The sequence below is a fragment of the Ideonella sp. genome, from assembly GCF_041918995.1.
GTDB lineage: Bacteria > Pseudomonadota > Gammaproteobacteria > Burkholderiales > Burkholderiaceae_C > Ideonella.
The window spans coordinates 20,957-42,386 of sequence record NZ_JAYRUN010000025.1; the positions used below are offsets into that span (position 1 = coordinate 20,957).

The 21,430-nt window shown below is 71.3% G+C and carries 25 protein-coding genes; 9 read left to right on the plus strand and 16 right to left on the minus strand.

Features of this window, described 5'->3' with window-relative positions:
* The first annotated feature begins 51 nt into the window (after positions 1–51).
* Positions 52–816, plus strand: a complete 765-nt coding sequence (gene fnr, locus ACE3UN_RS18050; protein WP_374676378.1) for a fumarate/nitrate reduction transcriptional regulator Fnr — start codon at positions 52–54, stop codon at positions 814–816.
* A 48-nt stretch (positions 817–864) separates the two neighbouring features.
* On the opposite strand, the gene ACE3UN_RS18055 is transcribed toward fnr, so the two are convergent.
* From ACE3UN_RS18055 to ACE3UN_RS18095, 9 genes are all read right to left on the minus strand, one after another.
* Positions 865–1,113, minus strand: coding sequence for a hypothetical protein (locus ACE3UN_RS18055; RefSeq protein ID WP_374676379.1), 249 nt, complete (start codon positions 1,111–1,113; stop codon positions 865–867).
* A gap of 52 nt (positions 1,114–1,165) precedes the next feature.
* Complete coding sequence (locus ACE3UN_RS18060) at positions 1,166–1,417, minus strand: hypothetical protein (RefSeq protein WP_374676380.1); 252 nt, start codon at positions 1,415–1,417, stop codon at positions 1,166–1,168.
* A gap of 23 nt (positions 1,418–1,440) precedes the next feature.
* A complete protein-coding gene (gene ccoG, locus ACE3UN_RS18065; RefSeq protein ID WP_374676381.1) occupies positions 1,441–2,928 on the minus strand; it encodes a cytochrome c oxidase accessory protein CcoG in 1,488 nt (495 codons plus the stop codon).
* Between the two features lie 10 nt (positions 2,929–2,938).
* Entirely contained in the window at positions 2,939–3,853 is a 915-nt protein-coding gene (gene ccoP, locus ACE3UN_RS18070; RefSeq protein ID WP_374676382.1) for a cytochrome-c oxidase, cbb3-type subunit III, read from the minus strand.
* Positions 3,850–4,047, minus strand: a complete 198-nt coding sequence (locus ACE3UN_RS18075) for a cbb3-type cytochrome oxidase subunit 3 (protein ID WP_374676383.1) — start codon at positions 4,045–4,047, stop codon at positions 3,850–3,852. The genes ccoP and ACE3UN_RS18075 overlap by 4 nt, the downstream gene beginning before the upstream one ends.
* Before the next feature lie 10 nt (positions 4,048–4,057).
* Positions 4,058–4,678 carry a cytochrome-c oxidase, cbb3-type subunit II gene (gene ccoO / locus ACE3UN_RS18080; RefSeq protein WP_374676384.1) on the minus strand — a complete coding sequence of 207 codons (621 nt, stop codon included), beginning with the start codon at positions 4,676–4,678 and terminating at the stop codon, positions 4,058–4,060.
* Positions 4,679–4,703: 25 nt separating this feature from the next.
* Entirely contained in the window at positions 4,704–6,146 is a 1,443-nt protein-coding gene (gene ccoN / locus ACE3UN_RS18085) for a cytochrome-c oxidase, cbb3-type subunit I (RefSeq protein ID WP_374676385.1), read from the minus strand.
* Between the two features lie 80 nt (positions 6,147–6,226).
* Positions 6,227–6,373, minus strand: coding sequence for a cbb3-type cytochrome oxidase assembly protein CcoS (gene ccoS / locus ACE3UN_RS18090; protein WP_374676386.1), 147 nt, complete (start codon positions 6,371–6,373; stop codon positions 6,227–6,229).
* 24 nt (positions 6,374–6,397) lie between these two features.
* Positions 6,398–8,710 (minus strand): heavy metal translocating P-type ATPase, encoded by a 2,313-nt coding sequence (locus ACE3UN_RS18095; protein WP_374676387.1) that lies wholly within the window; start codon positions 8,708–8,710, stop codon positions 6,398–6,400.
* 85 nt (positions 8,711–8,795) lie between these two features.
* Here ACE3UN_RS18095 and ACE3UN_RS18100 point away from each other — a divergent pair, with 85 nt between their 5' ends.
* Complete coding sequence (locus ACE3UN_RS18100; RefSeq protein ID WP_374676388.1) at positions 8,796–9,266, plus strand: DUF192 domain-containing protein; 471 nt, start codon at positions 8,796–8,798, stop codon at positions 9,264–9,266.
* Between the two features lie 18 nt (positions 9,267–9,284).
* Here the strand turns inward: ACE3UN_RS18100 and ACE3UN_RS18105 are convergent, their stop codons facing one another.
* The 4 genes from ACE3UN_RS18105 to xseA form a co-directional block, all read right to left on the minus strand.
* Positions 9,285–10,739, minus strand: coding sequence for a sensor histidine kinase N-terminal domain-containing protein (locus ACE3UN_RS18105; protein ID WP_374676389.1), 1,455 nt, complete (start codon positions 10,737–10,739; stop codon positions 9,285–9,287).
* A complete protein-coding gene (locus tag ACE3UN_RS18110) occupies positions 10,720–11,415 on the minus strand; it encodes a response regulator (protein WP_374676390.1) in 696 nt (231 codons plus the stop codon). The genes ACE3UN_RS18105 and ACE3UN_RS18110 overlap by 20 nt, the downstream gene beginning before the upstream one ends.
* A 118-nt stretch (positions 11,416–11,533) precedes the next feature.
* The gene (locus ACE3UN_RS18115) at positions 11,534–12,115 is read right to left on the minus strand and encodes a superoxide dismutase (RefSeq protein WP_374676391.1); all 582 of its coding nucleotides are present in this window, start codon (positions 12,113–12,115) and stop codon (positions 11,534–11,536) included.
* 90 nt (positions 12,116–12,205) lie between these two features.
* Positions 12,206–13,510, minus strand: coding sequence for an exodeoxyribonuclease VII large subunit (xseA, locus tag ACE3UN_RS18120; RefSeq protein ID WP_374676392.1), 1,305 nt, complete (start codon positions 13,508–13,510; stop codon positions 12,206–12,208).
* A gap of 246 nt (positions 13,511–13,756) precedes the next feature.
* Between xseA and ACE3UN_RS18125 the strand changes: the two genes are divergently transcribed.
* The 6 genes from ACE3UN_RS18125 to adk all read left to right on the plus strand — a co-directional run bounded on the left by ACE3UN_RS18125 (position 13,757) and on the right by adk (position 17,654).
* Positions 13,757–14,392: a MotA/TolQ/ExbB proton channel family protein gene (locus tag ACE3UN_RS18125; RefSeq protein WP_374676393.1), complete on the plus strand. Its 636-nt coding sequence runs from the start codon at positions 13,757–13,759 to the stop codon at positions 14,390–14,392.
* Positions 14,393–14,411: 19 nt separating this feature from the next.
* A complete protein-coding gene (locus ACE3UN_RS18130) occupies positions 14,412–14,855 on the plus strand; it encodes an ExbD/TolR family protein (RefSeq protein WP_374676409.1) in 444 nt (147 codons plus the stop codon).
* Positions 14,852–15,913, plus strand: a complete 1,062-nt coding sequence (gene lpxK / locus ACE3UN_RS18135) for a tetraacyldisaccharide 4'-kinase (RefSeq protein ID WP_374676394.1) — start codon at positions 14,852–14,854, stop codon at positions 15,911–15,913. Before ACE3UN_RS18130 ends, lpxK begins: the two co-directional genes overlap by 4 nt.
* A 6-nt stretch (positions 15,914–15,919) precedes the next feature.
* Positions 15,920–16,108 (plus strand): Trm112 family protein, encoded by a 189-nt coding sequence (locus tag ACE3UN_RS18140; RefSeq protein WP_374676410.1) that lies wholly within the window; start codon positions 15,920–15,922, stop codon positions 16,106–16,108.
* A complete protein-coding gene (kdsB, locus tag ACE3UN_RS18145) occupies positions 16,108–16,866 on the plus strand; it encodes a 3-deoxy-manno-octulosonate cytidylyltransferase (RefSeq protein WP_374676395.1) in 759 nt (252 codons plus the stop codon). The genes ACE3UN_RS18140 and kdsB overlap by 1 nt, the downstream gene beginning before the upstream one ends.
* 134 nt (positions 16,867–17,000) lie before the next feature.
* The gene (adk, locus tag ACE3UN_RS18150; RefSeq protein WP_374676396.1) at positions 17,001–17,654 is read left to right on the plus strand and encodes an adenylate kinase; all 654 of its coding nucleotides are present in this window, start codon (positions 17,001–17,003) and stop codon (positions 17,652–17,654) included.
* A gap of 49 nt (positions 17,655–17,703) precedes the next feature.
* Here the strand turns inward: adk and tsaD are convergent, their stop codons facing one another.
* Positions 17,704–18,744, minus strand: coding sequence for a tRNA (adenosine(37)-N6)-threonylcarbamoyltransferase complex transferase subunit TsaD (gene tsaD / locus ACE3UN_RS18155; protein ID WP_374676397.1), 1,041 nt, complete (start codon positions 18,742–18,744; stop codon positions 17,704–17,706).
* Between the two features lie 201 nt (positions 18,745–18,945).
* On the opposite strand from tsaD, the gene ACE3UN_RS18160 reads away from it, so the two are divergent.
* Positions 18,946–19,191, plus strand: a complete 246-nt coding sequence (locus tag ACE3UN_RS18160) for a hypothetical protein (RefSeq protein ID WP_374676398.1) — start codon at positions 18,946–18,948, stop codon at positions 19,189–19,191.
* A 28-nt stretch (positions 19,192–19,219) separates the two neighbouring features.
* Here the strand turns inward: ACE3UN_RS18160 and fdx are convergent, their stop codons facing one another.
* Positions 19,220–19,558 (minus strand): ISC system 2Fe-2S type ferredoxin, encoded by a 339-nt coding sequence (gene fdx, locus ACE3UN_RS18165; RefSeq protein WP_374676399.1) that lies wholly within the window; start codon positions 19,556–19,558, stop codon positions 19,220–19,222.
* An 8-nt stretch (positions 19,559–19,566) separates the two neighbouring features.
* Positions 19,567–21,426, minus strand: coding sequence for a Fe-S protein assembly chaperone HscA (hscA, locus tag ACE3UN_RS18170; protein WP_374676400.1), 1,860 nt, complete (start codon positions 21,424–21,426; stop codon positions 19,567–19,569).
* Between the last annotated feature and the right edge of the window lie 4 nt (positions 21,427–21,430).

The following is a 21,430-nucleotide window of genomic DNA, read 5'->3' on the forward strand; positions in this document are numbered from 1 at the left end:
AGCCACCTGGCACCCGCCCGACCAAGAATAGCCCCGCCCTTGAGACGCATCATGCCCGCCCACGACACCGCCAACTGCCCCATGACAGGAACGACCCGGGTCAAGCAGGAGACCTTCAAGGTCGCCTGCTCGAGCTGCAATCTGCGCGAGCTGTGCCTGCCCGTGGGTCTGTCGCGCGACGATCTCGAGAAGATGGACGCCCTGGTGGCGACCCGGCGGACCGTGCCCCGCGGGGAGACGCTGTTCCGCTCGGGCGACGCGTTCCAGTCGCTCTACGCCGTGCGCACGGGCTTCTTCAAGACCTGTGTGTCGTCCGAGGACGGGCGAGACCAGGTGACCGGCTTCCAGATGGCCGGCGAGCTGCTCGGGCTGGACGGCATCAGCAACGACCGGCACAGCTGCGACTCGGTGGCCCTGGAGGACTCCCAGGTCTGCGTGATCCCCTTCGCCGACCTGGAGGAGCTGGCGCGCGAGTTCACCGACCTGCAGCGCCAGTTCAACAAGATCATGAGCCGCGAGATCGTGCGTGACCACGGCGTGATGCTGCTGCTGGGCAGCATGCGTGCCGAGGAGCGCCTGGCGGCCTTCCTGCTCAACCTCACCCAGCGCCTGCAGGCGCGCGGCTTCTCGCCGTCGTCGCTGATCCTGCGCATGACGCGCGAGGAGATCGGCAGCTACCTGGGCCTCAAGCTCGAGACGGTGAGCCGCACCTTCTCCAAGTTCCAGGACGAGGGCCTGCTCGAGGTGAAGCAGCGGCAGATCCGCATCCTGAACCAGGGCGGCCTGCACCAGCTGGTCAACGGCGCCGCCTGCTGAGCCGCAGGCGCCGGCCAGGGCGGGCGGTACCGCCCTGCCCTCACGCGCTCATTGCGCGTCCGGGTGGCTGAGGAACTGCGTCATCGCCGCGGAGGCGGAGATGACCAGCCAGAACACGAAGAAGGCCACCGAGTAGAGCGTCAGGGGCTGCCACTCCACGGGCGCCACGCCGAACCACTGCAGGTGCTGCGGGTCCACGACCGCGAACACCAGCGTCTCCAGCACGCCGGCCATGACGAAGGCCGGCCACAGGATGCACAGGGCCCGCGTCGGCTTGTCGGTCGGCGGCTGGCTCATCGACGGCTCCTCTTCAAGCGCACCTGCCGATCCGGCTCGGCACGCGCAGGCCTCAGGGACGCGCGGTCTGGGCGTGGTTGCGCGCCTGCACCGCGGGGGTCAGGGCGTCCGGCTGGGTGGCCGAGGCGGTACCGCCGGACGGATCCACCGTGAGCACCGTGTCGGCCCCCCGGATGGCGATCACGGCGGTGAGGATACCGGCGATCACGACCGTGAGCGGCCCGCCGATGACCATCCAGACCATGGGTTCGCGCCACCAGGCGCGGGCGGGCGTGGCGTCGTGGGTGGATTCGTTGGTGGGCATGTCGCTCTCCTGTGCCGGCGCATTCAGCGCGGAATGATGAAGGTGGACTTCTCGTCCACCCGGGTGGCGTCGGCGGGGTCCAGGCCCGGGCCGGCCAGCTGTTCAATGTGGAACTCGATCGCGTGGGCGCCCGAACCGGCCTGCAGCGCGGCTTCCGGGGCCATCTGCACGCTCACCGTGAGCCAGCGCGCCTCGGCCGGCTGCGTCGTGACCTGCGCGTCGCTCGCCACGGCCAGCGTGGGCAGCCCGCTCACGCGGATTCGGTAGGACTGCGATTGCTCCGTGGTGTTCATGACCTGCAGCCGGTAGACATTCTCCACCCGGCCGTCGTCCACGATGCGGGCCAGCGACGCGCGGTCTCGGACCACGTCCACCCGGAACGGGTCGCGCATCGCGATGCTGGCGACGAAGGCCGCGCAGATGGCGAACAGGATCAAGGTGTAGACGATGACGCGCGGGCGCATCACCCGGCGCACGATCTGCGACCAACCCAGGTGTTCGCGCAGGCTGTTCTGGGTGGCGTAGCGCACCAGGCCCCGCGGGTAACCCATCTTGTCCATGATGCCGTCGCACACGTCGATGCAGGCGGCGCAGCCGATGCACTCGTACTGCAGGCCCTGGCGGATGTCGATGCCCGTGGGGCAGACCTGCACGCACAGGCCGCAGTCGATGCACGACCCGAGGCCGAGCGACTTCGGGTCGGCCTTCTTCGAGCGCGAGCCGCGCGGCTCGCCACGTTGGGTGTCGTAGCTGATGATCAGCGTGTCGTGGTCGAACATGGCGCTCTGGAAGCGCGCATACGGGCACATGTACTTGCAGACCTGCTCGCGCATGTAGCCGGCGTTTCCCCAGGTGGCGAAGCCGTAGAACAGGATCCAGAACCATTCCCACGGCCCGAAGCCCAGCGTGGCCGCCTCATGGGCCAGCGTGCGGATGGGCGTGAAGTAGCCGACGAAGGTGAAGCCGGTCCACAGGGCGATGGTGATCCAGGCCGCCTGCTTGGCGGTCTTGCGCCAGACGCGCTCGGCCGTCCAGGCGCCGGCATCGAGCCTCATGCGCTGCGCGCGATCGCCTTCGATCCTGCGCTCCACCCACATGAAGATCTCGGTGTACACCGTCTGCGGGCAGGCGTAGCCGCACCACAGCCGGCCGGCCACCGCGGTGAACAGGAACAGGGCGTAGGCCGAGATGACCAGCAGCCCGGTGAGGTAGATGAAGTCCTGCGGGTACAGGACGAGGCCGAAGATGTAGAAGCGCCGCGAGGCCAGGTCCAGCAGGACGGCCTGGCGGTCGTTCCAGGTCAGCCAGGGCAGCCCGTAGAAGACGAGCTGCGTGAGCCACACCAGCGCCCAGCGCCAGTTGGCAAAAAGGCCCGTGACACCACGGGCGTAGATCTTGCGCTGCTTCTGGTAGAGCGAGACGACGGCCACGGTGCTGTCGTCGCCCGCCGGCCCCTGCGCAGGGGCGTCAGGGGCGGCGGACGTGGCAGCAGGCGTGGCCGTGTCGCTCATGGGCAGTGCCTTACTTGGCCGCGACTTGCGGGGCGTTCGACAGGTTCCAGACGTAGGCCGTCAGCACCTTGGCCTGCTCCGGCGTGACGCGGGTGCCCTGGGCGGGCATCACGTTCGTCTTGCCGTTGTTGATCATGGCGACGATGGCGGCCTCACCCCAGCCATGCAGCCAGATCTTGTCGGTCAGGTTGGGCGCGCCCAGGGCCTGGTTGCCCTTGCCGTCCGGGCCGTGGCAGGCCGCGCAGGCACCGAACTTGGCCTTGCCCAGCTGGGCCGCCACCGCGTTGTGCGGGCTGCCCGACAGGCTCAGCACGTAGTGGGCCACGTTGCGCACGTCTTCCGCGCCACCCACGGCGGCAGCCATCGGGGGCATGACGCCCTGGCGGCCTTCGACGATGGTCTTGTGGATGTACTCCTCGCCGGTGCCGCCCAGCCAGTCGCTGTCCGCCAGGTTGGGGAAGGACTTGCTGCCGCGGGCGTCGGCGCCGTGGCACTGCGCGCAGTTGTTGGCGAACAGGCGCTCGCCGATCGCCATGGCCTGCGGGTTCTTGGCCAGCTGCTCGGCGGACTGGCCGGCGAAGCCGGCGTAGACCGGCGCCATGGCGGCGCGGGCCTTCTCCTGCTCGGCCTGCCATTGGCCGGTGCTGCTCCAGCCCAGGCCACCCTGCACGCTGCCCAGGCCCGGGTAGAGGGCGAGGTAGGCGGCCGAGAAGACCACGGTGATCACGAACAGGCCCATCCACCAGCGCGGCAGCGGGTTGTTCATTTCACGCAGGTCCTCGTCCCAGACGTGGCCGGTGGTGTTGTCGTTGGCCATCACCTTGCGGCGGCTGGCGATCAACAGCAGGATGATGCAGAACACCAGCCCTGCGATGGTGATGCCGGCGACATAGACCGACCAGCCGGCATTGATGAAGTCGCTCATTGTGTCTTGCTCCGTTGGGCGTCAGAGGGGGTGTCGTGGCTGCGTGCCGGTGCGTCGTCGACGAAGGGCAGCATCGCTGCCTCGTCGAAGGCCGCCCGGCGCTGCTTGTTCAGCGTCCAGGCAACCAGGGCCACGAACAGGCCCAGCGACACGACGGTGACCAGGCTGCGCCAGGTGTTGACGTCGAAGTCCATGGTCGTTCCCTTACTTGCGCGCCGTGCCCAGCACCTGCAGGTAGGCGACGACGGCGTCGAGCTCCGTCTTGCCCTTCACCTCGTCGGCCGCCTTGGCGATCTCGTCGTCCGTGTAGGGCACGCCCACCACGCGCAGCGCCTTCATCTTGGGCGCCATGTCGGCCGGGTTCACGCTGGCCGTGGCAAGCCACGGGTAGGCCGGCATGTTCGACTCGGGCACCACGTCACGCGGGTTGTTCAGGTGCACGCGGTGCCACTCGTCGGAGTAGCGGCCGCCCACGCGGTGCAGGTCCGGGCCCGTGCGCTTGGAACCCCACTGGAACGGGTGGTCGTAGACGAACTCGCCGGCGACCGAGTAGGGGCCGTAGCGCAGCGTCTCGGCGCGGAAGGGGCGCACCATCTGCGAGTGGCAGTTGTAGCAGCCCTCGCGGATGTAGACGTCCCGGCCGGCCAGCTGCAGCGCGGAGTACGGCTTCAGGCCTTCGACCGGCTGGGTCGTCGAGCGCTGGAAGAACAGCGGCACGATCTCGACCAGGCCCCCGATCGCCACGGCGACCAGGATCAGCACGATCATCAGGAAGTTGCTGGTCTCGATCTTCTCGTGACCGCTGACGGAATGGGTTTGTGCCATCTCGAATGCTCCTTGTGGCAGTGCGTCAGGCGTGGGCAGCCACCGCCGGGATGAGGGCGGGCTGCACCTTGCCGGCGCGGATGGTCATCACCGTGTTCCAGCCCATGATCAGCATGCCGCCGAGGTACAGCAGGCCGCCGAGGACGCGGATCACGTAGAACGGATAGGTGGCCTTGACGCTCTCGACGAAGCTGTACACCAGCGTGCCGTCGGGGTTCACCGCGCGCCACATCAGGCCCTGCATCACACCGGCGATCCACATCGCGGCGATGTAGAGCACGATGCCGATGGTGGCCACCCAGAAGTGCAGCTCGATGGCACGGGTGCTGTACATCGTCTTGCGGCCGAACATGCGCGGGATCAGGAAGTACAGCGCGCCGATGGACACCAGGCCCACCCAGCCCAGGGCACCGGAGTGCACGTGGCCGACGGTCCAGTCCGTGTAGTGCGACAGCGCGTTCACCGTCTTGATGGACATCATCGGACCTTCGAAGGTCGACATGCCGTAGAAGGACAGCGAGACGATCAGGAACTTCAGGATCGGGTCGTCACGCAGCTTGTGCCAGGCACCCGACAGGGTCATGATGCCGTTGATCATGCCGCCCCAGGAGGGAGCCAGCAGCACCAGCGAGAACAGCATGCCGATCGACTGCGCCCAGTCGGGCAGCGCGGTGTAGTGCAGGTGGTGGGGGCCCGCCCACATGTACGTGAAGATCAGGGCCCAGAAGTGCACGATCGACAGGCGATACGAGTACACCGGACGCTCGGCCTGCTTGGGGATGTAGTAGTACATGATCCCCAGGAAGCCGGCGGTCAGGAAGAAGCCCACGGCGTTATGGCCGTACCACCACTGCACCATGGCGTCCTGCACGCCGGCGTAGGCGGAGTAGCTCTTGGTCAGGCTCACCGGAATGGCCGCACTGTTGACGATGTGCAGCAGGGCCACGGCGAGGATGAAGGCGCCGAAGAACCAGTTCGCCACGTAGATGTGCTTGACCTTGCGGATGCCCACCGTGCCGAAGAACACCACCGCGTAGGCCACCCAGACGACCGCGATCAGCAGGTCGATGGGCCACTCCAGCTCGGCGTATTCCTTGCCGCTGGTCAGGCCCAGCGGCAGGGTGATCACCGCCAGCAGGATGACCAGGTTCCAGCCCAGGAAGGTGAACATGGCCAGCCCGGGCATGAACAGCCGGGTCTGGCAGGTGCGCTGCACCACGTGGTAGCTGGTGGCGAACAGCACGCAGCCGCCGAAGGCGAAGATCACCGCGTTGGTGTGCAACGGGCGCAGGCGGCCGTAGCTCAGGAACGGGATGCCGAGATTCAACTCGGGCCACGCGAGCTGGGAGGCGACGATGACGCCGACCAGCATGCCGACAATGCCATAGAGCACCGCCGCGACCGCGAACCAGCGGACGACGGTGTCGGTATAGGCCGGCTGATTTGCCGGCACTGAACTAGTTGCCATGGGTTTGACTCCTCACGCCCGCGCCTTTGCGGGCCATAGGGGATTGTTCTGGAGGGGAACTTTTGAGCGATTGATCGTTGTCAACCACCATCCGGCTCGTCGAGGATGCGTTCGCCTTCGCGTTGCAAATCGTCAAACTGCCCTCGGTGAAGCGCCCATCCGAAGACGCCGATGATGGCCAGCACGAGCACGGCGGACAGGGGAATGAGCAGATAGAGGATGTCCATGACGTCGAGTGAATTGCTGTGGCGTCAGGCCCGCGCAAGTCGCAGGGCGTTGCCCACGACGACCAGCGAGCTGCACGCCATGCCCAGTCCCGCGGCCCAGGGGGGCAGCCAGCCCACCACGGCCAGGGGGACGCAGGCGAGGTTGTAGGCGGCCGCCCAGAACAGGTTCTGCCGGACGATGCGCATCATCCGGGTGGACAGCCGCCGGGCGGCGACGAGGTCCGACAGCCGGTTGGACACGATCACCGCGTCCGCATGCACGCGCGCCACCATGGCACCGCGCCCCATGGCGAAGGACACGTCCGCGCGCGCCAGCACGGGTGCATCGTTGACGCCGTCGCCCACCATGCCGCTGCGCTCGCCTCGGGCCTGCGCGTCGGCCAGCGCCTGCAGCTTGGCCTCGGGCGTGGCGCCACCCCGGGCCTCGTCGATGTGCAGACGGCGGGCCAGCCGTGCCGCGCGTGCCGGGTGGTCGCCGGACAGCAAGGTGAGCGCCACGCCGTCGGCCCGCAGCGCGGCCACGGCCGACGCGGCGTCCTCGCGCAGCTGCTCATCGAACTCGCAGCGCAGCCAGCGCTGCCCGTCGGGCGCGCCGTAGTACACGGTGGGCAGCGCCGACGACGCGTCGCCCTGCCCTGCGCCCACCCAGGCGCGTTGGCCCAGGCGCCAGCAGCGCCCGCCCGCGTCCACCGCCTCCAGCCCCTGACCGGGGACCTCGCGCACCTCGGCGTGCACTCGAACGCCGGCCATGTCGACCGTCGCCTCGGGGGCCTGGCTCGCCAGCGCCCGCGCCAGCGGGTGGTTCGACCACCGCGCCAGCGCCGCGGCCGCCGCCAGATCCGCCTGGCTGACCGGCTCGGTCAGCGCATGGTCTTCGGCGTCCACCCACCGGGCCCCGGCCCAGTCCGGTTCGTCGTGCGTGAGCGTGCCCGTCTTGTCGAGGAACAGGCGGTCCATGCCCGCCAGCGATTCCAGCGCATCCAGCCGCTGCAGCATGACGCCCCGCCGCGCCAGCGCGCCCGCCGCCGCCACGAGGGCCGAGGGCACCGCCAGCGACAGCGCGCAGGGACAGGTGACGATGAGGACGGCCACCGCCACGCCGACCGCCCGCGACGGATCGATCCACATCCAGCCGATGCCCGCCACCGCGGCCAGGGTCAGCACCACCCACAGGAACGGGGCGGCCCAGGCATCGGCCTGGCGCACGAGGGCCGGCCGCTCGGTGAGCGCCTGGCGCATCAGGGACACGATGGCGCCGTGGCGGGTGTCCGCGCCCACGCGCTCCACGGACATGCGCACCGGGGCGCCGAGGTTGACGCTGCCGCCCACCACCTCGTCACCCACCCCGTGCGGCACGGGCAGAGATTCACCCGTGAGCAGGCTCTCGTCCACTTCGGTGGGGCCGCTCTGCAGGCGGCCGTCGGCCGGGAAGCTGGCACCCAGCGGCACCAGCACCACGTCGCCCGGCCGCAGGCGGTGGGCGCTGACGACCTCCAGCTGGCCGTCGCCGCGCACCCGCTGGGCGGTCTCGGGCAGTGCGGCCAGGGCCTGCTCCAGGCTTTCCGCCGCCCGGTGGCGCGCCATCATCTCCAGGTAACGGGCCGCCAGCAGGAAGCTGACGAACATGGACAGCGAGTCGAAGTACACCTCGTGCCCGAACACGCCGCTGGGGTCGAAGGTGGCGCCGCTGCTGGCGATGAAGGCCACCACGATGCCCAGCGCCACCGGCACGTCCATGCCCATGCGGCGCTGCCGCACGGCGCGCCAGGCGCCCTGGAAGAAGGGGCCCGCCGAGAACAGCAGCACCGGCATGGTCAGCAGCCAGCTGCCCCAGTTGAGCAGCTGCCGCAGGTCGGCGGACAGGTCGTCGCCCGTGGCCACGTAGCTCGGCGTGGCGAACATCATGATCTGCATGGCGCAGAAGCTCGCGACGAACAGCCGCCACAGGGCCTTGCGCCGCTCGGACTGGCGCAGGGCGCGTGCCGGCGCCACCGCGTCGGGCAGCGCCTCGTAGCCGGCCGCCTGCACCGCGCGCATGAGGGCGGACAGGCGCGTGCGCGCCGGGTCCCAGCGCACCTGGGCGCGCTGGCCGGCGGCGCTCACCTCGGCCCGCTCCACGCCATCGACCGCCAGCAGGGCGGACTCGATGATGCCGGCACAGGCGGCGCAATGCATGCCGCCGAGCACCAGGCCGGTTTCGGCCATGCGTCGCCCGTCGGGCAGCGTGTCCCACCGGGTGCTGGCCTGCTGCTCCAGCGGGTCGTCCAGCACCGCCAGGCGCTCGTCCACGTCCGGTGCAGCCAGGGCCACGGCGGAGGCGGGAGGGGAACGGGTCATGGCGGGCGTACGGCGCGAAGGGGTAGGCTCGGCGGGCATGCTGCGCCAACGCTCGATAATCTAGCGGCCGAGCCCCCCGATCCACATGACATTGATCAAGACACGACCTGTCGCCCTGGCCTTGACCGCCCTGCTCAGCGGCCTGCTGGCCGTTTCCGCGGCCGCCCAGCCGCGGGGTGAGCCGCAGCGGCTGCCCACCGTGCAGCTCAACGCCGGCATGCACAACATCGTCGCGATGGTGGCCCGCTCACCGCGCGAGCGGGAGATCGGGCTGATGTTCCGCGAGCAGATGGCCACCCACGAGGGCATGGTGTTCGTGTTCGAGCAGCCGGCCACCCAGTGCTTCTGGATGCGCAACACCCCCCTGCCCTTGTCGGCGGCCTTCGTGGCCGACGACGGCCGCATCGTCAACATCGAGGACATGGCGCCCATGTCCGACCAGTCCCACTGCTCGCGCGAGCCGGTGCGCTACGTGCTGGAGATGAACCGGGGTTGGTTCGCCAAACGCGGGCTGAAGGCCGGGGCCAGGCTGAGCGGGCCGCTCTTCCGGCCCTGAGGGCGGGCCCGACGGCCCTCAGGCGGCCAGCGTGATGGTGAAGCGCAGGCCGTCCACCTCCGGCCGGCTCACCGCGTCCAGACGCCCGCCGAGCCGCAGGACCACCTCGCGCGCGATGGTGAGCCCCAGGCCGGTGCCGCCATCGTTGCGCAGGTCGGCCCGCTCGCCGCGCCAGAATGCCTCGAACAGGCGCGGCAGCTGCGCGGGCGTCACGCCGGGGCCGTTGTCCTCCACCATGACCTCGGCGCCGCCCTGGGGCAGCGGCCGCACGCGCAGCACGATCGTCGGCCCGCCGTAGCGCAGGGCGTTGTCCAGCAGGTTGTTGACCACCTCGCCCAGCCACAGCCGGTGGGCGCGCGCCATCACCGGGGTGTCCGGCGCATCCAGCACGATGCTGCGCCCTTCCCTCAGCCCCTGCAGCACCAGCGGCTCGGCGGATTCGCGCAGCAGCGGCAGCACGTCCAGCGTCTCCTGCTCCCCGTCCATGGACAGCGCCGTCTCGGACCGCGCCAGGCTCAGCAACTGGCCGATCAGGCGCGACAACCGGTCGGTGGAGCGCTCCAGCTGCGCCAGCAGCGGCTGCCAGGCACCGGGCTGCTCCGGCCGCGTGGCCAGCTCCTCCGCCAGGTTCTGCGCCAGCACCCGGATGCCGGCCACCGGCGTGCGCAGCTGGTGCGCAGCATCGGCCACGAAGCGGCGCTGCAGGTGGATCGATTGCTCGACGTCGGCCAGCAGGCGGTTGATGCGCTCGATGAGCGGCACGGCCTCGCGCGGCACGCGGTCCAGCGGCAGCGGCCGCCAGTCCTGGGCATCGCGCAGCGCCACCTCCTGGGCCACGTCCCGCAAGGGCTGCAGGCCGCGGCGGATGCCCCATCCGAGCAGCGCGAAGGTCACCGAGCCCAGCGCCAGCGCCGGCAGCACGATGGACAGCTGCAGATCGCGCATCAGCCGCGCGCGCTTGTTCTTGGTCTCCACCACGATCACCGAGACGGACCGGTCGAGCATGGGTGAGCTGACCGAGAACACGGCGCCGCGCACCGGGTCGCCGTCGTACTCCGCGTCGAAGACCAGCGGCTGGGCGAAGCTGCGCCGGCGCATGGCCAGGGCGGGCACCGGCACGCTCGCTTCGCCGGCCAGCGCATTGCCCTCCACGTCCACCATGGCGAAGCCGTTGCGGTCGTTGCTGTCCCAGGTGACCAGCTCCATGGCCTGGCGCGACAGGTCCAGCAGCGGACCGCGGTCCGACCAGGTCACCTTGGCGGCGAGCGCGCTGGCCTCGTCCTGCAGCCCGCGGTCGAAGGCCTCGTTGGCACTGGTGCGCGCCAGCCAGTAGGCCCCGAGCACGGCCGCCACCAGGCCGATGCCCCAGCTCCACAGCAGGGGGCGCAGCAGGCCGCGGCGGATGCTGCGGCCGCCGGCCCGGCGGGCCGCCGCCTCGGCCGGCTCCACCGGCTCAGCCGGCAGGCTGACCATCGGCCGCGCCCTGCGCCGGCTCCATGAGGTAGCCGAAGCCGCGCACCGTGCGGATCACCACGCCGAGGTCGGCGAAACGCTTGCGCAGGCGGTGCACGTACACCTCCACCGAGTTCTCGCTGAAATCGGCTTCCCAGGTGGACATGCGGGCGACGATGGAATCCTTGGGCACGACGCGGCCGGCCTTCTGCATCAGCAGCTCGGTCAGCGCCAGCTCGCGCGGGCTGAGGGCGATGCGCTGGCCGTGGTGGGTGAGCTCGCGGTGCACCAGGTCGAGCCGCAGGTCGCCGCACTGGATCACCTCGTCGACCCGGCCCTGCGCGCGGCGCTTGAGCGCCCGGATGCGGGCGAGCAGCTCCGGCAGATCGAAGGGCTTGACGAGGTAGTCGTCGGCGCCGGCGTCCAGGCCCTGGACCCGGTCGTGCAGTTCGTCGCGCGCCGTCAGCAGCAGCACCGGCATGCGCACGCCCCGGCCGCGCCAGTGGCGCAGCACCTCCATGCCGTCGCGGCGCGGCAGGCCCAGGTCCAGGATCGCCAGGTCGTGGCGGCCCAGCGCACCTTCGCCCAGGGCCTGCTCGCCGTCGTGCAGCACGTCGACCTTCCAGCCCTCGCGCTCCAGGCCACGGGCCACCCCCAGGCTCAGCGCGGGGTCGTCTTCCACGAGCAGGATGCGCATGCCGGCCTCGGTTGTGTCCCCAGTGTGACGTTCGTCCGGCGGCGAGCGTACCAAAAGAAGAAGCCGGCCCGCGGCCGGCTTTCCCTGTGGCGCACCGCGGCGCGCCGCGTGTGGACGGTCAGCCGAAGTTCTTCTCGGCGAAGTCCCAGTTCACCAGCGAGTTCAGGAAGGTCTCCACGAAGCGCGGGCGCAGGTTGCGGTGGTCGATGTAGTAGGCGTGCTCCCACACGTCGATCGTCATCAGCGCGGTGTCACCGGTGGTCAGCGGCGTGCCGGCCGCGCCCATGTTCACGATGTCGACGCTGCCGTCGGCCTTCTTCACCAGCCAGGTCCAGCCCGAGCCGAAGTTGCCCACCGCGCTCTTGGTGAAGGCTTCCTTGAAGGCGGCGTACGAGCCCCACTTCGCGTTGATCGCCTCGGCCAGCTTGCCCTTCGGCTCGCCACCGCCTTGCGGCTTCATGCAGTTCCAGAAGAAGGTGTGGTTCCACACCTGGGCCGCGTTGTTGTAGATGCCGCCGGAGGACTTCCTGACGATCTCCTCCAGGTCCATGCTCTCGAACTCGGTGCCCTTCTGCAGGTTGTTGAGGTTGACCACGTAGGCGTTGTGATGCTTGTCGTGGTGGTACTCGAGCGTCTCGCGGCTCATGTGCGGCGCAAGCGCATCGTGGGCATAGGGCAGCGGCGGCAGCGTGTGTTCCATGCGGATTCCTTTCGAGTGTGCGCCCCGGCGGGCCAGGGGCGATGTGGGAGGCGGCGGCATTGTAGGCAGCCGCCGCGATCGCCATGGCCGTCAGGGTTGATCGTCCGCGGCCGCCGGGTGCACCGCTTCCACGCGCGTGTCGGCGGTGCCGTCCGCCCACACGGCACGCAGCCGCTGCCCGGTGGCCAGGGCACGGGTGCTCACGATGGCGCGGCCGTCCCCGTCCTCCACCCAGGCGTAGCCGCGCGCCAGCACCGTGCGCGGGTCCAGCCCGGCGAGCCGGGCCGCCCGCTGGTCCAGCGCCACCTCATGGCGCGACAGCGCCCGCTGGCCCGCCTGCTGCCAGCGGGCGCTGCGGTGCATCAGCTCGGCCGCCCGGCCCTGCAGGTAGCGTCCGGGCACCGCGGCCAGGCGGCCTGCCGCGGCCTCCAGCCGGGCACGCTCGGCACCCAGCCGTTGCCCCGGCCGCTGCAGACGCAACGCCAGCGTGTCGAGCCTCTGGGATGCGGCGTCCAGGCGCTGGTGGACCCGCCGTGCCAGGCGCTCCGCCTGGCGGTCCAGCGTGTCGAGCAGCGCGTCGCGGGCCGGCGTGGCCAGTTCGGCCGCCGCCGTGGGCGTGGGTGCACGCAGATCCGCCGCCAGGTCGGCCAGGGTGATGTCGGTCTCGTGCCCCACGCCACACAGCACGGGCAGGCGTGACGCACGGATGGCCCGCACCACGCGCTCGTCGTTGAACGACCACAGGTCCTCCAGCGACCCGCCGCCCCGGCACAGCAGCACCATCTCGGCCTGCGCCAGCCCATTGGCGCGCGCCAGCGCCTGCACGATGGCCTCCGGGGCCTGCGGGCCCTGCACCAGCGTGGGCACCAGCACCACCTGGACGTGGGGCGCCCGGCGAGCGAGCGTGGTGAGCACGTCATGGATGGCGGCCCCCGTGGGGGACGTGACCACCGCCACGGCGCGCACGAAGGCCGGCAGGGGCCGCCGGCGGGCCGGGTCGAACAGGCCCTCCCGCTCCAGCCGGGCGCGCAGGCGCAGGAACTCCTCGTACAGGCTGCCGGCCCCCACGCGCTGCATGGATTCGACGACCATCTGCAGTTCGCCGCGCGCCTCGTACACGGCCAGGCGCCCGCGCACCTCCACCTGCTGGCCGTCCTGCGGCGCGAACGGCACCAGCGCAGCCGCCCGCCGGAACATCGCGCAGCGCAGTCCCGCGCCGGCGCCCTGCGCATCCTTGAGCGTGAAGTAGCAGTGGCCGCTGGCCGCGCGGCTGAACCCCGAGAGCTCGCCGCGCACCGCCACGGCGCCGAACCGGGCGGCGAGCGCGTCGGACACGGCCAGCAGCAGGCCGGCCACGTCCCAGACGCGGGAGGAAGAATCAGGAGAAGCGGGCATGGGCACGGGCTGGACGGGTGGTCGCGGGTCGCGAACGGCGGCAAGGGGCGCTGCATTTTTCAGCAGCGTGACGCAAACCCGCGCCAATGCAGGCTCGCCGGGCCTTGCTCCGCCCTTGCGCACAGCGTTTTCCACAGGCACTGTGGACAGCGCGCCGCACCGGCAGCGGGCCCCGGGGCGGCGCCCGGTGATCGGGCCATAATCCCGCGTCTTTCAGATGCGGGCGCAAGCCCGAAGGCGATCCCCTTGCTGTCGATCATACAAGCCGCCGGCTGGCCGATCTGGCCCCTGATCCTGTGTTCCGTGGCCGCCATGGCGCTCGTCATCGAGCGCGCCGTGGCGCTTCGCCGCCGACGTGTCGCCCCCGCCGGGCTGGTGGACGAGGTGATGCAGGTGCTGCGCCAGGGCATGCCCTCGGCCGACGTGCTGGGCAAGCTTGCCGCCAACTCCGTGCTGGGCCAGCTCCTGGCCACCGGCATCCGCGCCGCGGCGCTGGACGGCCGCACCGTCAACGAGACACTGCTGCGCGACGCGTTCGAATCGGCCGGCCGGGCGGCGGCCCACCAGCTCGACCGCTACCTGAACGCCCTGGCGACCATCGCCTCGGCCGCGCCCCTGCTGGGGCTGCTGGGCACCGTGATCGGCATGATCGAGATCTTCGGGTCGCAGGCGCCCACCGGGGGCACCAACCCCGCCCTGCTCGCCCACGGCATCTCGGTGGCGCTGTACAACACCGCGTTCGGCCTCATCGTCGCCATCCCGTCGCTGATGTTCCACCGCTACTTCCGCGGCCGGGTGAACGACTACCTGCACGACATGGAGCAAGGCGCCGAGCGCGTCATGCACCTGCTGCTGGCCCGTCCGGCCAAGTCGCGCGGCTGACACGGGCAGCGCCATGGCGATGAACTTCCGCGGCGACCGCCACGACGAGCCGGACATCAACCTGATTCCGTTCATCGACGTGCTGCTGGTGATCCTCATCTTCCTGATGCTGTCGACCACCTACTCGAAGTTCACGGAGCTGCAGGTCACGCTGCCGGCCGCCGACGCCGACGCCAGCCGCGACCGGCCGCAGGAGATCATCGTGGCGGTCTCGGCGGACGGCCGCTACAGCCTGGACCGCCAGCCGGTGGAAGGCCGCAGCGTCGAACTGCTGGCCGCCGCCCTGCAGGCGGCCGCGGCGCAGCGCCAGGATCCGTTCCTCATCATCTCGGCCGATGCGAGCGCGGCCCACCAGTCGGTGATCAACGTGCTGGATGCGGCCCGCCGGGCAGGCCTGCCCCGCATCACCTTCGCCGCGCAGTCCGGCCAGGGCGCCACCGGCGCGGCATCGCCCGCACCTTGAGCCTCAACCGCGACGGGGCCGCACGGCTGCAGGCCCACTGGTGGCAGGACGCGCCGGGCGCAGGGTCGGCCCTGCTGCGCCCCCTGGCCTGGCTCTACGGCCTGCTGGCCCGGCGGGCCGCTGCCGCGGGCCGGCGGCAGGCCCGGCGGCCCGCTGACCGGCCGGTGCTGGTGGTGGGCAACCTGATCGTGGGCGGAGCGGGCAAGACCCCCACCACGCTGGCGCTGATCGACACCCTGCGGCAGGCGGGATGGCGGCCTGGCGTCGTGTCGCGTGGATATGGACGGCAGGTGCAGGCGCTGGTCCACGTGGGCCCCGACACCCCCGTCAGCGAAGCCGGCGACGAGCCGCTGCTCATCCACCGCCGCACCGGCGTGCCGGTGGTCGTGTCGCGTGACCGCGTGGCCGCCGGCGAGGCGCTGTGCGAGCGCCACCCCGAGGTGGACCTCATCGTGGCCGACGACGGCCTGCAGCACCACCGGCTCGCGCGAGACGTGCAGGTGCTCGTCTTCGACGCGCGAGGCGTCGGCAATGGGCTGCTGCTGCCGGCCGGCCCCTTGCGGGAGCCCCTGCCCACGCGGCTGCCGCCCCACACGCTGGTGCTGTACAACGCCGATGCGCCGTCCACGCCGCTGCCCGGAGCGTGCGCGCTGCGCCAGCTGGGCGGCGTGCAGACCCTGGATGAGTGGTGGGCCGCGCGTGCCGCGGGCGCGCCGCGCGCCGCGCGGCCGGTGTCGGACTTGCGCGGCCGCCGGCTGCTGGCCGTGGCCGGCATCGGTGAACCCGAGCGCTTCTTTCGCATGCTGGAGGCGCACGGCCTGCAGGTCGACCGCCTGCCGCTGCCGGACCACGCGCGCCTGTCGCCCCTGCCCTGGCCGGCGGGCACGCCCGAGGTGGTGCTGACCGAGAAGGACGCGGTGAAGCTGGCGCCCGGCGCGGTACCGTCCGGTACGCGGGTCTGGGTGGCGACGCTAGACTTTGCCCTTCCGCCGGGCTTCACCGACGCGCTGCTGGGCGCGCTGGCCGAGGCGCGCGGGCGCCTGTCCCACTGCCACTGAATGAACATGGATCACCGCCTGATCGAGATGCTGGTCTGCCCCATCTGCAAGGGGCCGCTGCAGCTGCGTCGCGACGACGCCCAACGCCCGGTCGAGCTGGTGTGCCCGGCCGATCGCCTGGCCTATCCCATCCGCGACGGCATTCCCGTCATGCTCGACTCCGAGGCGCGTCACCTGGCCCCCGAGGACAGCTGATGCGCTTCACCGTGCTGATACCGGCCCGGCTGGCCTCCAGCCGGCTGCCGGACAAGCCGCTGGCCGACATCGCCGGCAAACCCATGGTGGTGCGGGTGGCCGAGCGCGCCGCGCTGGCGGGCGCCGCCGCGGTGGTGGTGGCGGCCGATGACCAGCGGACCGTCCACGCCTGCCAGGCGCATGGCGTGCAGGTGCTGCTGACGCGGCGCGACCACGCGAGCGGCAGCGACCGCCTCGCCGAGGCCTGCGTGCAACTCGGCCTGGACGGCGACGACCTGGTGGTCAACGTGCAGGGCGACGAGCCGCTGATCGACCCCGCGCTGGTGGGGGCCTGCGCGGGCCTGCTGGACGCGAACCGCGACTGCGCCGTCGCCACGGCGGCGCACGCCATCCACGATGGCGCGGACTTCACCAACCCCAACGTCGTCAAGCTGGTGTGCGACCGCGCCGGCCGGGCCATGTATTTCAGCCGTGCCCCCATTCCCTGGTGGCGCGATGGCTCCGCGGCCGGCGCACCCGGGCTGCCGGCCGGTCAGGCATGGCGGCACATCGGGCTGTATGCCTACCGCGCGGGGTTCCTGCGACGCTTCCCCGGCCTGGCGCCGGCGCCGCAGGAGCAGCTCGAATCCCTGGAGCAGCTGCGCGTGCTCTGGCACGGGGAGCGTATTGCCGTGCATTTCGCCGAGCATGCACCGGCACCGGGCGTGGATACCCCCGAGGACCTCGCCCGCGTGCGGGCGCTGTGGCCGGCCGGCTGAGCCTGCCGCCCGAGCGGCGGTGGTGTCAGGCTCGCGCAGGAATGCCCGTGCTATCCTGATTTGAACCGCCCGGCGCGCGGGCTGAGGCCGCTTGCCTGCCTGAACCGATAACCACTTCACGAGACACTCTGACCATGCGACTGATTCTCTTGGGCGCACCGGGCGCCGGGAAAGGCACCCAGGCGGCGTTCATCTGCCAGAAGTTCGGCATCCCCCAGATCTCCACCGGCGACATGCTGCGTGCGGCCGTCAAGGCCGGTACCCCGCTGGGCCTGGCGGCGAAGAAGGTGATGGACTCCGGTGCCCTCGTCAGCGACGACATCATCATCGGCCTGGTGAAGGAGCGCATCACCCAGCCGGACTGCGCGCACGGCTTCCTGTTCGACGGCTTCCCGCGCACGATTCCCCAGGCGGAAGCCATGAAGGCCGCGGGCGTGAAGCTCGACCTCGTGCTCGAGATCGACGTGCCGGACGAGGCCATCATCGAGCGCATGAGCGGCCGCCGCGTGCATGTGGCCTCGGGCCGCACCTACCACGTGAAGTTCAACCCGCCCAAGGTGGCGGGCAAGGACGACGCCACGGGCGAGGACCTGGTGCAGCGCCCGGACGACGAGGAAGCCACCGTGCGCAAGCGCCTGCAGGTCTACCACGAGCAGACGCGCCCCCTGGTGGACTACTACAGCCAGTGGTCCGCCACCGGCGACGCCCAGGCACCCCGCTATGCCCGCATCTCGGGCGTGGGCGGCGTCGACGAGATCACGGCCCGCGCGCTGCAGGCCCTCGGCTGATCGTCCCCGGGGCCCGGCGCCGCCGGGCCCGTCAGGCCGATCCGCCCCCTCATGCCTCGCCGGCCTGCGCCAGGTCCCAGCGGGGCCTGACCGAAAAGCGGTAGTCGTTCGCCAGTCGCGCCAGGCCGGCCCGGCAGCGCATGGCAGCCGCCAGCGCGATCATCGCGCCGTTGTCGGTGCACAGGTGGAGTTCCGGGTAGTGCACGCGCACGCCCCGCCGCGCGCAGGCCGCGTCCAGGCTGGCCCGCAGGCGAGCATTCGCCCCCACCCCACCGGCCACCACGAGTCGGCTCAGGCCCGTGTCGCGCAGCGCCCGCAGCGCCTTGGTGCACAGCACGTCGACGATGGCCGCCTGCGCACTGGCGGCCAGATCAGCCTTCTGCGTCGGGCTCGGCGCGTCACCCAGGCGCTTCCACGCCGTCATGACGGCCGTTTTCAGGCCCGCAAAGGAAAAATCCAGGTTGGCTTGGTGCAGCAGGGGTCGCGGCAGGTCGAACGCATCGTCGCGTCCCTGCTCGGCCAGCCGCGCCAGGGCGGGGCCGCCCGGGTAGCCCAGGCCCAGCATCTTGGCGGACTTGTCGAACGCCTCGCCGGCCGCGTCGTCGATGGTTTCGCCCAGCATCTCATAGCGCCCCACCCCGTCCACGCGCATCAGTTGCGTGTGGCCGCCCGAGACGAGCAGCGCCACGAAGGGAAAGCTCGGCGGGTCGGCCGACAGGAAGGGCGACAGCAGGTGGCCCTCGAGGTGGTGCACGCCCAGCGTCGGCCGGTTGAGTGCCGCCGCCAGGCCGCACGCCACGCCGGCACCCACGAGCAGCGCGCCGGCCAGGCCCGGACCGCGCGTGAACGCCACCACGTCGATGTCCGCCAGGTGCAGGCCAGCCTCCGAGAGGGCGGCCTCCGCCAGGGGCAGCACACGGCGCACATGGTCGCGCGACGCCAGTTCAGGCACCACGCCGCCATAGGCCTCGTGCATCTGCACCTGGCTGTGCAAGGCCGCGCCCCGCAGCACCGGCGCCCCCTCGCCGCCGAAACCCACGACGGCCACGCCGGTCTCGTCGCAGGAGGATTCGATGCCGAGGATGTTCATGGGGTCGCAATGGGAGGGCGGGCGGAGACGCCGTGTGGCGTCCTACACAAACTGTTGCGCTTGGCCAAGGTGGAATGTCCGTCTTCGACCTCAGAATGGCGCCGCTGCAGAATACCGCGCTCTGTGGTCGGGCCACCCGCCCGCCGCACCATGCGCGCAAAGATCCAACGATCGTCGTGGGGTATGAAGGAATACAAGCTGTTGTCCTGGCCTGACCTGCCAGCCGAGTTCCGGCGAACGGGTTTCCGCCGCCTGCTCAGCGACCTGTCCCAGCGCCACCTGAGCGAAGCGAACCTGCTGCGCCGCGATGGCGTCAAGCCTGCCGAGGTGCGCGCCCTGCTGAAGTTCCTCGCCGCCCGGCACGTGCTGGACGTCCGGCAGGCGGAGCCGGCCACCTCCAGATGGCGGCCCGACCTGGCCGGCTGGCTGCGCCGCCTGACGGCCTGACCGGGCGCCGCCGCGCCGCGGCGCGGTCTCAGTGGTTCTCGCGGGCGTGGTTGATCGTGTACTTCGGGATCTCGATCGTCACGTCCTGATCCGCCAGCACGGCCTGGCAGGACAGGCGGGACGTGGGCGCCAGGCCCCACGCCTTGTCCAGCAGGTCCTCCTCGATCTCATCCGGCTCCCCGAGCGACGCGTAACCCTGCTTCACCACGACGTGGCAGGTCGTGCAGGCGCAGCTCATCTCGCAGGCATGCTCGATCTCGACGCCATGCTCGAGCAGGGCTTCGCACACGGACGTGCCCGGGGCCGCCTCGAATTCGGTGCCCTCGGGGCACAGCGTGGCGTGGGGAAGGATGCGGATGACAGGCATGGTGGGGATCAGATCTCGTCCAGGCCACGCCCGGTGAGCGCGGCACGGATGCCGCGGTTCATGCGCGCGGCGGCAAAGTGTTCGGTGCCCTCGGCCAGGGCTTCGACGGCGCGGTTGATGGCCCCCGCGTCATCGGCGCGGGCCACCTCGCGCAGGCTGGCCAGCAGGCCGTCGACGCGGGCCCGCTCGGTGTCGGACAGCAGGTCGCCGTCGGCGGCCAGCGCAGCCTGGGTGGCCAGGTCCATGCGCTCGGCCTCCACGCGGGCCTCGCGCAGCGCGCGGGCGTGCATGTCCGCCTCGGCGCTCGAGAAGCCCTCGCGCAGCATGCGCGCGATCTCGTCGTCGCCCAGGCCGTAGCTCGGCTTGACCTGCACGGCGGCCTCGACGCCGGAGCCCATCTCGCGCGCGCTCACGCTGAGCAGCCCGTCGGCATCGACCTGGAAGGTGACGCGGATGCGCGCCGCGCCCGCGACCATCGGCGGGATGCCGCGCAGCTCGAAGCGGGCGAGCGAGCGGCAGTCCGCCACCAGCTCCCGCTCGCCTTGCACCACATGGATGGCCATGGCGGTCTGGCCATCCTTGAAGGTGGTGAACTCCTGGGCCTTGGCCACGGGGATGGTGGTGTTGCGCTCGATCACGCGCTCGACCAGGCCGCCCATGGTCTCCAGGCCCAGCGACAGCGGAATCACGTCCAGCAGCAGCAGCTCCCCGTCACGCGCGTTGCCGGCCAGCGCATTGGCCTGCACGGCGGCCCCGATGGCCACGACTTCGTCGGGGTTCAGGTTGGTCAGCGGCTCGCGGCCGAACAGCTCGCCCACCACCCGCCGCACCGCCGGCATGCGGGTGGATCCACCGACCAGGACCACGCCCTGCACCTCGTCAGCCCGCACGCGCGCGTCACGCAGCACCTTGCGCACGGCGGCCACCGTGCGTTGCAGCAGGGGGTGCGTCAGGCGATCCAGTTGGGCCCTGTCCAGGGCGACGGACGCCGCCTGGCCCGCCGCGGTGCGCCAGCGCATCGTCGTGTCCGGGGATGCCGTCAAGGCTTCCTTGGCCGCCCGGGCCGCCACGAGCAGGCTGCGCCGGTCGTGCGGGGAGGCCGGCTGCCAGCCCGCCTGCGCGGCGGCCCAGTCGGCCAGGGCATGGTCGACATCGTCGCCACCCAGCGCGGCGTCGCCGCCGGTGGCCACCACCTCGAACACCCCGCGCTGCAGGCGCAGCAGCGAGATGTCGAAGGTGCCACCGCCCAGGTCGTACACCGCGTACAGCCCTTCGCTGCCGTTCTCCAGGCCATAGGCCACGGCAGCGGCCGTGGGCTCGTTGATCAGGCGCAGAACGTTCAGGCCGGCCAGCTGCGCCGCGTCCTTGGTGGCCTGGCGCTGGGCATCGTCGAAGTAGGCGGGCACGGTGATCACCGCGCCGAATAGCTCATCGTCGAAGCTGTCCTCTGCCCGCTGCCTCAGCGTGGCGAGGATCTCGGCGGACACCTCCACCGGTGTCTTCACGCCCTGGCGCGTGTCGATGGCCACCATGCCCGGGCGGTCGATGAACCGGTACGGCAGCTTGTCGCGCCCCACCACGTCGGCCAGGCCACGCCCCATGAGCCGCTTGACCGAGGCGATGGTGTGCTCGGGGTCCTCGGCCTGGGCGGCCAGCGCGTCGTGCCCGATCTGCCGGCCGCCATCGGCCAGGTAGCGCACGACCGAGGGCAGCATGGTGCGCCCCTGCGCGTCGGGCAGGCATTCGGCCACGCCATGGCGCACGGCGGCCACGAGCGAGTTGGTGGTGCCCAGGTCGATGCCGACCGCGATGCGCCGCTGGTGCGGGTCGGGCGACTGGCCAGGCTCGGAGATCTGCAGCAATGCCATGGGG

Coding starts and splice junctions, on each gene's coding strand:
- ccoP (WP_374676382.1), bottom strand. CDS start 3,853: ATGAGCGACTTCATCAATGCCGGCTGGTCGGTCTATGTCGCCGGCATC.
- ccoG (WP_374676381.1), bottom strand. CDS start 2,928: ATGAGCGACACGGCCACGCCTGCTGCCACGTCCGCCGCCCCTGACGCC.
- ccoO (WP_374676384.1), bottom strand. CDS start 4,678: ATGGCACAAACCCATTCCGTCAGCGGTCACGAGAAGATCGAGACCAGC.
- ACE3UN_RS18060 (WP_374676380.1), bottom strand. CDS start 1,417: ATGCCCACCAACGAATCCACCCACGACGCCACGCCCGCCCGCGCCTGG.
- tsaD (WP_374676397.1), bottom strand. CDS start 18,744: ATGAACATCCTCGGCATCGAATCCTCCTGCGACGAGACCGGCGTGGCC.
- ACE3UN_RS18075 (WP_374676383.1), bottom strand. CDS start 4,047: ATGGACTTCGACGTCAACACCTGGCGCAGCCTGGTCACCGTCGTGTCG.
- xseA (WP_374676392.1), bottom strand. CDS start 13,510: ATGCCCGCTTCTCCTGATTCTTCCTCCCGCGTCTGGGACGTGGCCGGC.
- ACE3UN_RS18105 (WP_374676389.1), bottom strand. CDS start 10,739: ATGGTCAGCCTGCCGGCTGAGCCGGTGGAGCCGGCCGAGGCGGCGGCC.
- ACE3UN_RS18055 (WP_374676379.1), bottom strand. CDS start 1,113: ATGAGCCAGCCGCCGACCGACAAGCCGACGCGGGCCCTGTGCATCCTG.
- ACE3UN_RS18110 (WP_374676390.1), bottom strand. CDS start 11,415: ATGCGCATCCTGCTCGTGGAAGACGACCCCGCGCTGAGCCTGGGGGTG.
- fdx (WP_374676399.1), bottom strand. CDS start 19,558: ATGCCTGTCATCCGCATCCTTCCCCACGCCACGCTGTGCCCCGAGGGC.
- ACE3UN_RS18140 (WP_374676410.1), top strand. CDS start 15,920: ATGGATCACCGCCTGATCGAGATGCTGGTCTGCCCCATCTGCAAGGGG.
- ACE3UN_RS18130 (WP_374676409.1), top strand. CDS start 14,412: ATGAACTTCCGCGGCGACCGCCACGACGAGCCGGACATCAACCTGATT.
- ACE3UN_RS18095 (WP_374676387.1), bottom strand. CDS start 8,710: ATGACCCGTTCCCCTCCCGCCTCCGCCGTGGCCCTGGCTGCACCGGAC.
- ccoN (WP_374676385.1), bottom strand. CDS start 6,146: ATGGCAACTAGTTCAGTGCCGGCAAATCAGCCGGCCTATACCGACACC.
- fnr (WP_374676378.1), top strand. CDS start 52: ATGCCCGCCCACGACACCGCCAACTGCCCCATGACAGGAACGACCCGG.
- ACE3UN_RS18115 (WP_374676391.1), bottom strand. CDS start 12,115: ATGGAACACACGCTGCCGCCGCTGCCCTATGCCCACGATGCGCTTGCG.
- adk (WP_374676396.1), top strand. CDS start 17,001: ATGCGACTGATTCTCTTGGGCGCACCGGGCGCCGGGAAAGGCACCCAG.
- hscA (WP_374676400.1), bottom strand. CDS start 21,426: ATGGCATTGCTGCAGATCTCCGAGCCTGGCCAGTCGCCCGACCCGCAC.
- ccoS (WP_374676386.1), bottom strand. CDS start 6,373: ATGGACATCCTCTATCTGCTCATTCCCCTGTCCGCCGTGCTCGTGCTG.
- ACE3UN_RS18100 (WP_374676388.1), top strand. CDS start 8,796: ATGACATTGATCAAGACACGACCTGTCGCCCTGGCCTTGACCGCCCTG.
- kdsB (WP_374676395.1), top strand. CDS start 16,108: ATGCGCTTCACCGTGCTGATACCGGCCCGGCTGGCCTCCAGCCGGCTG.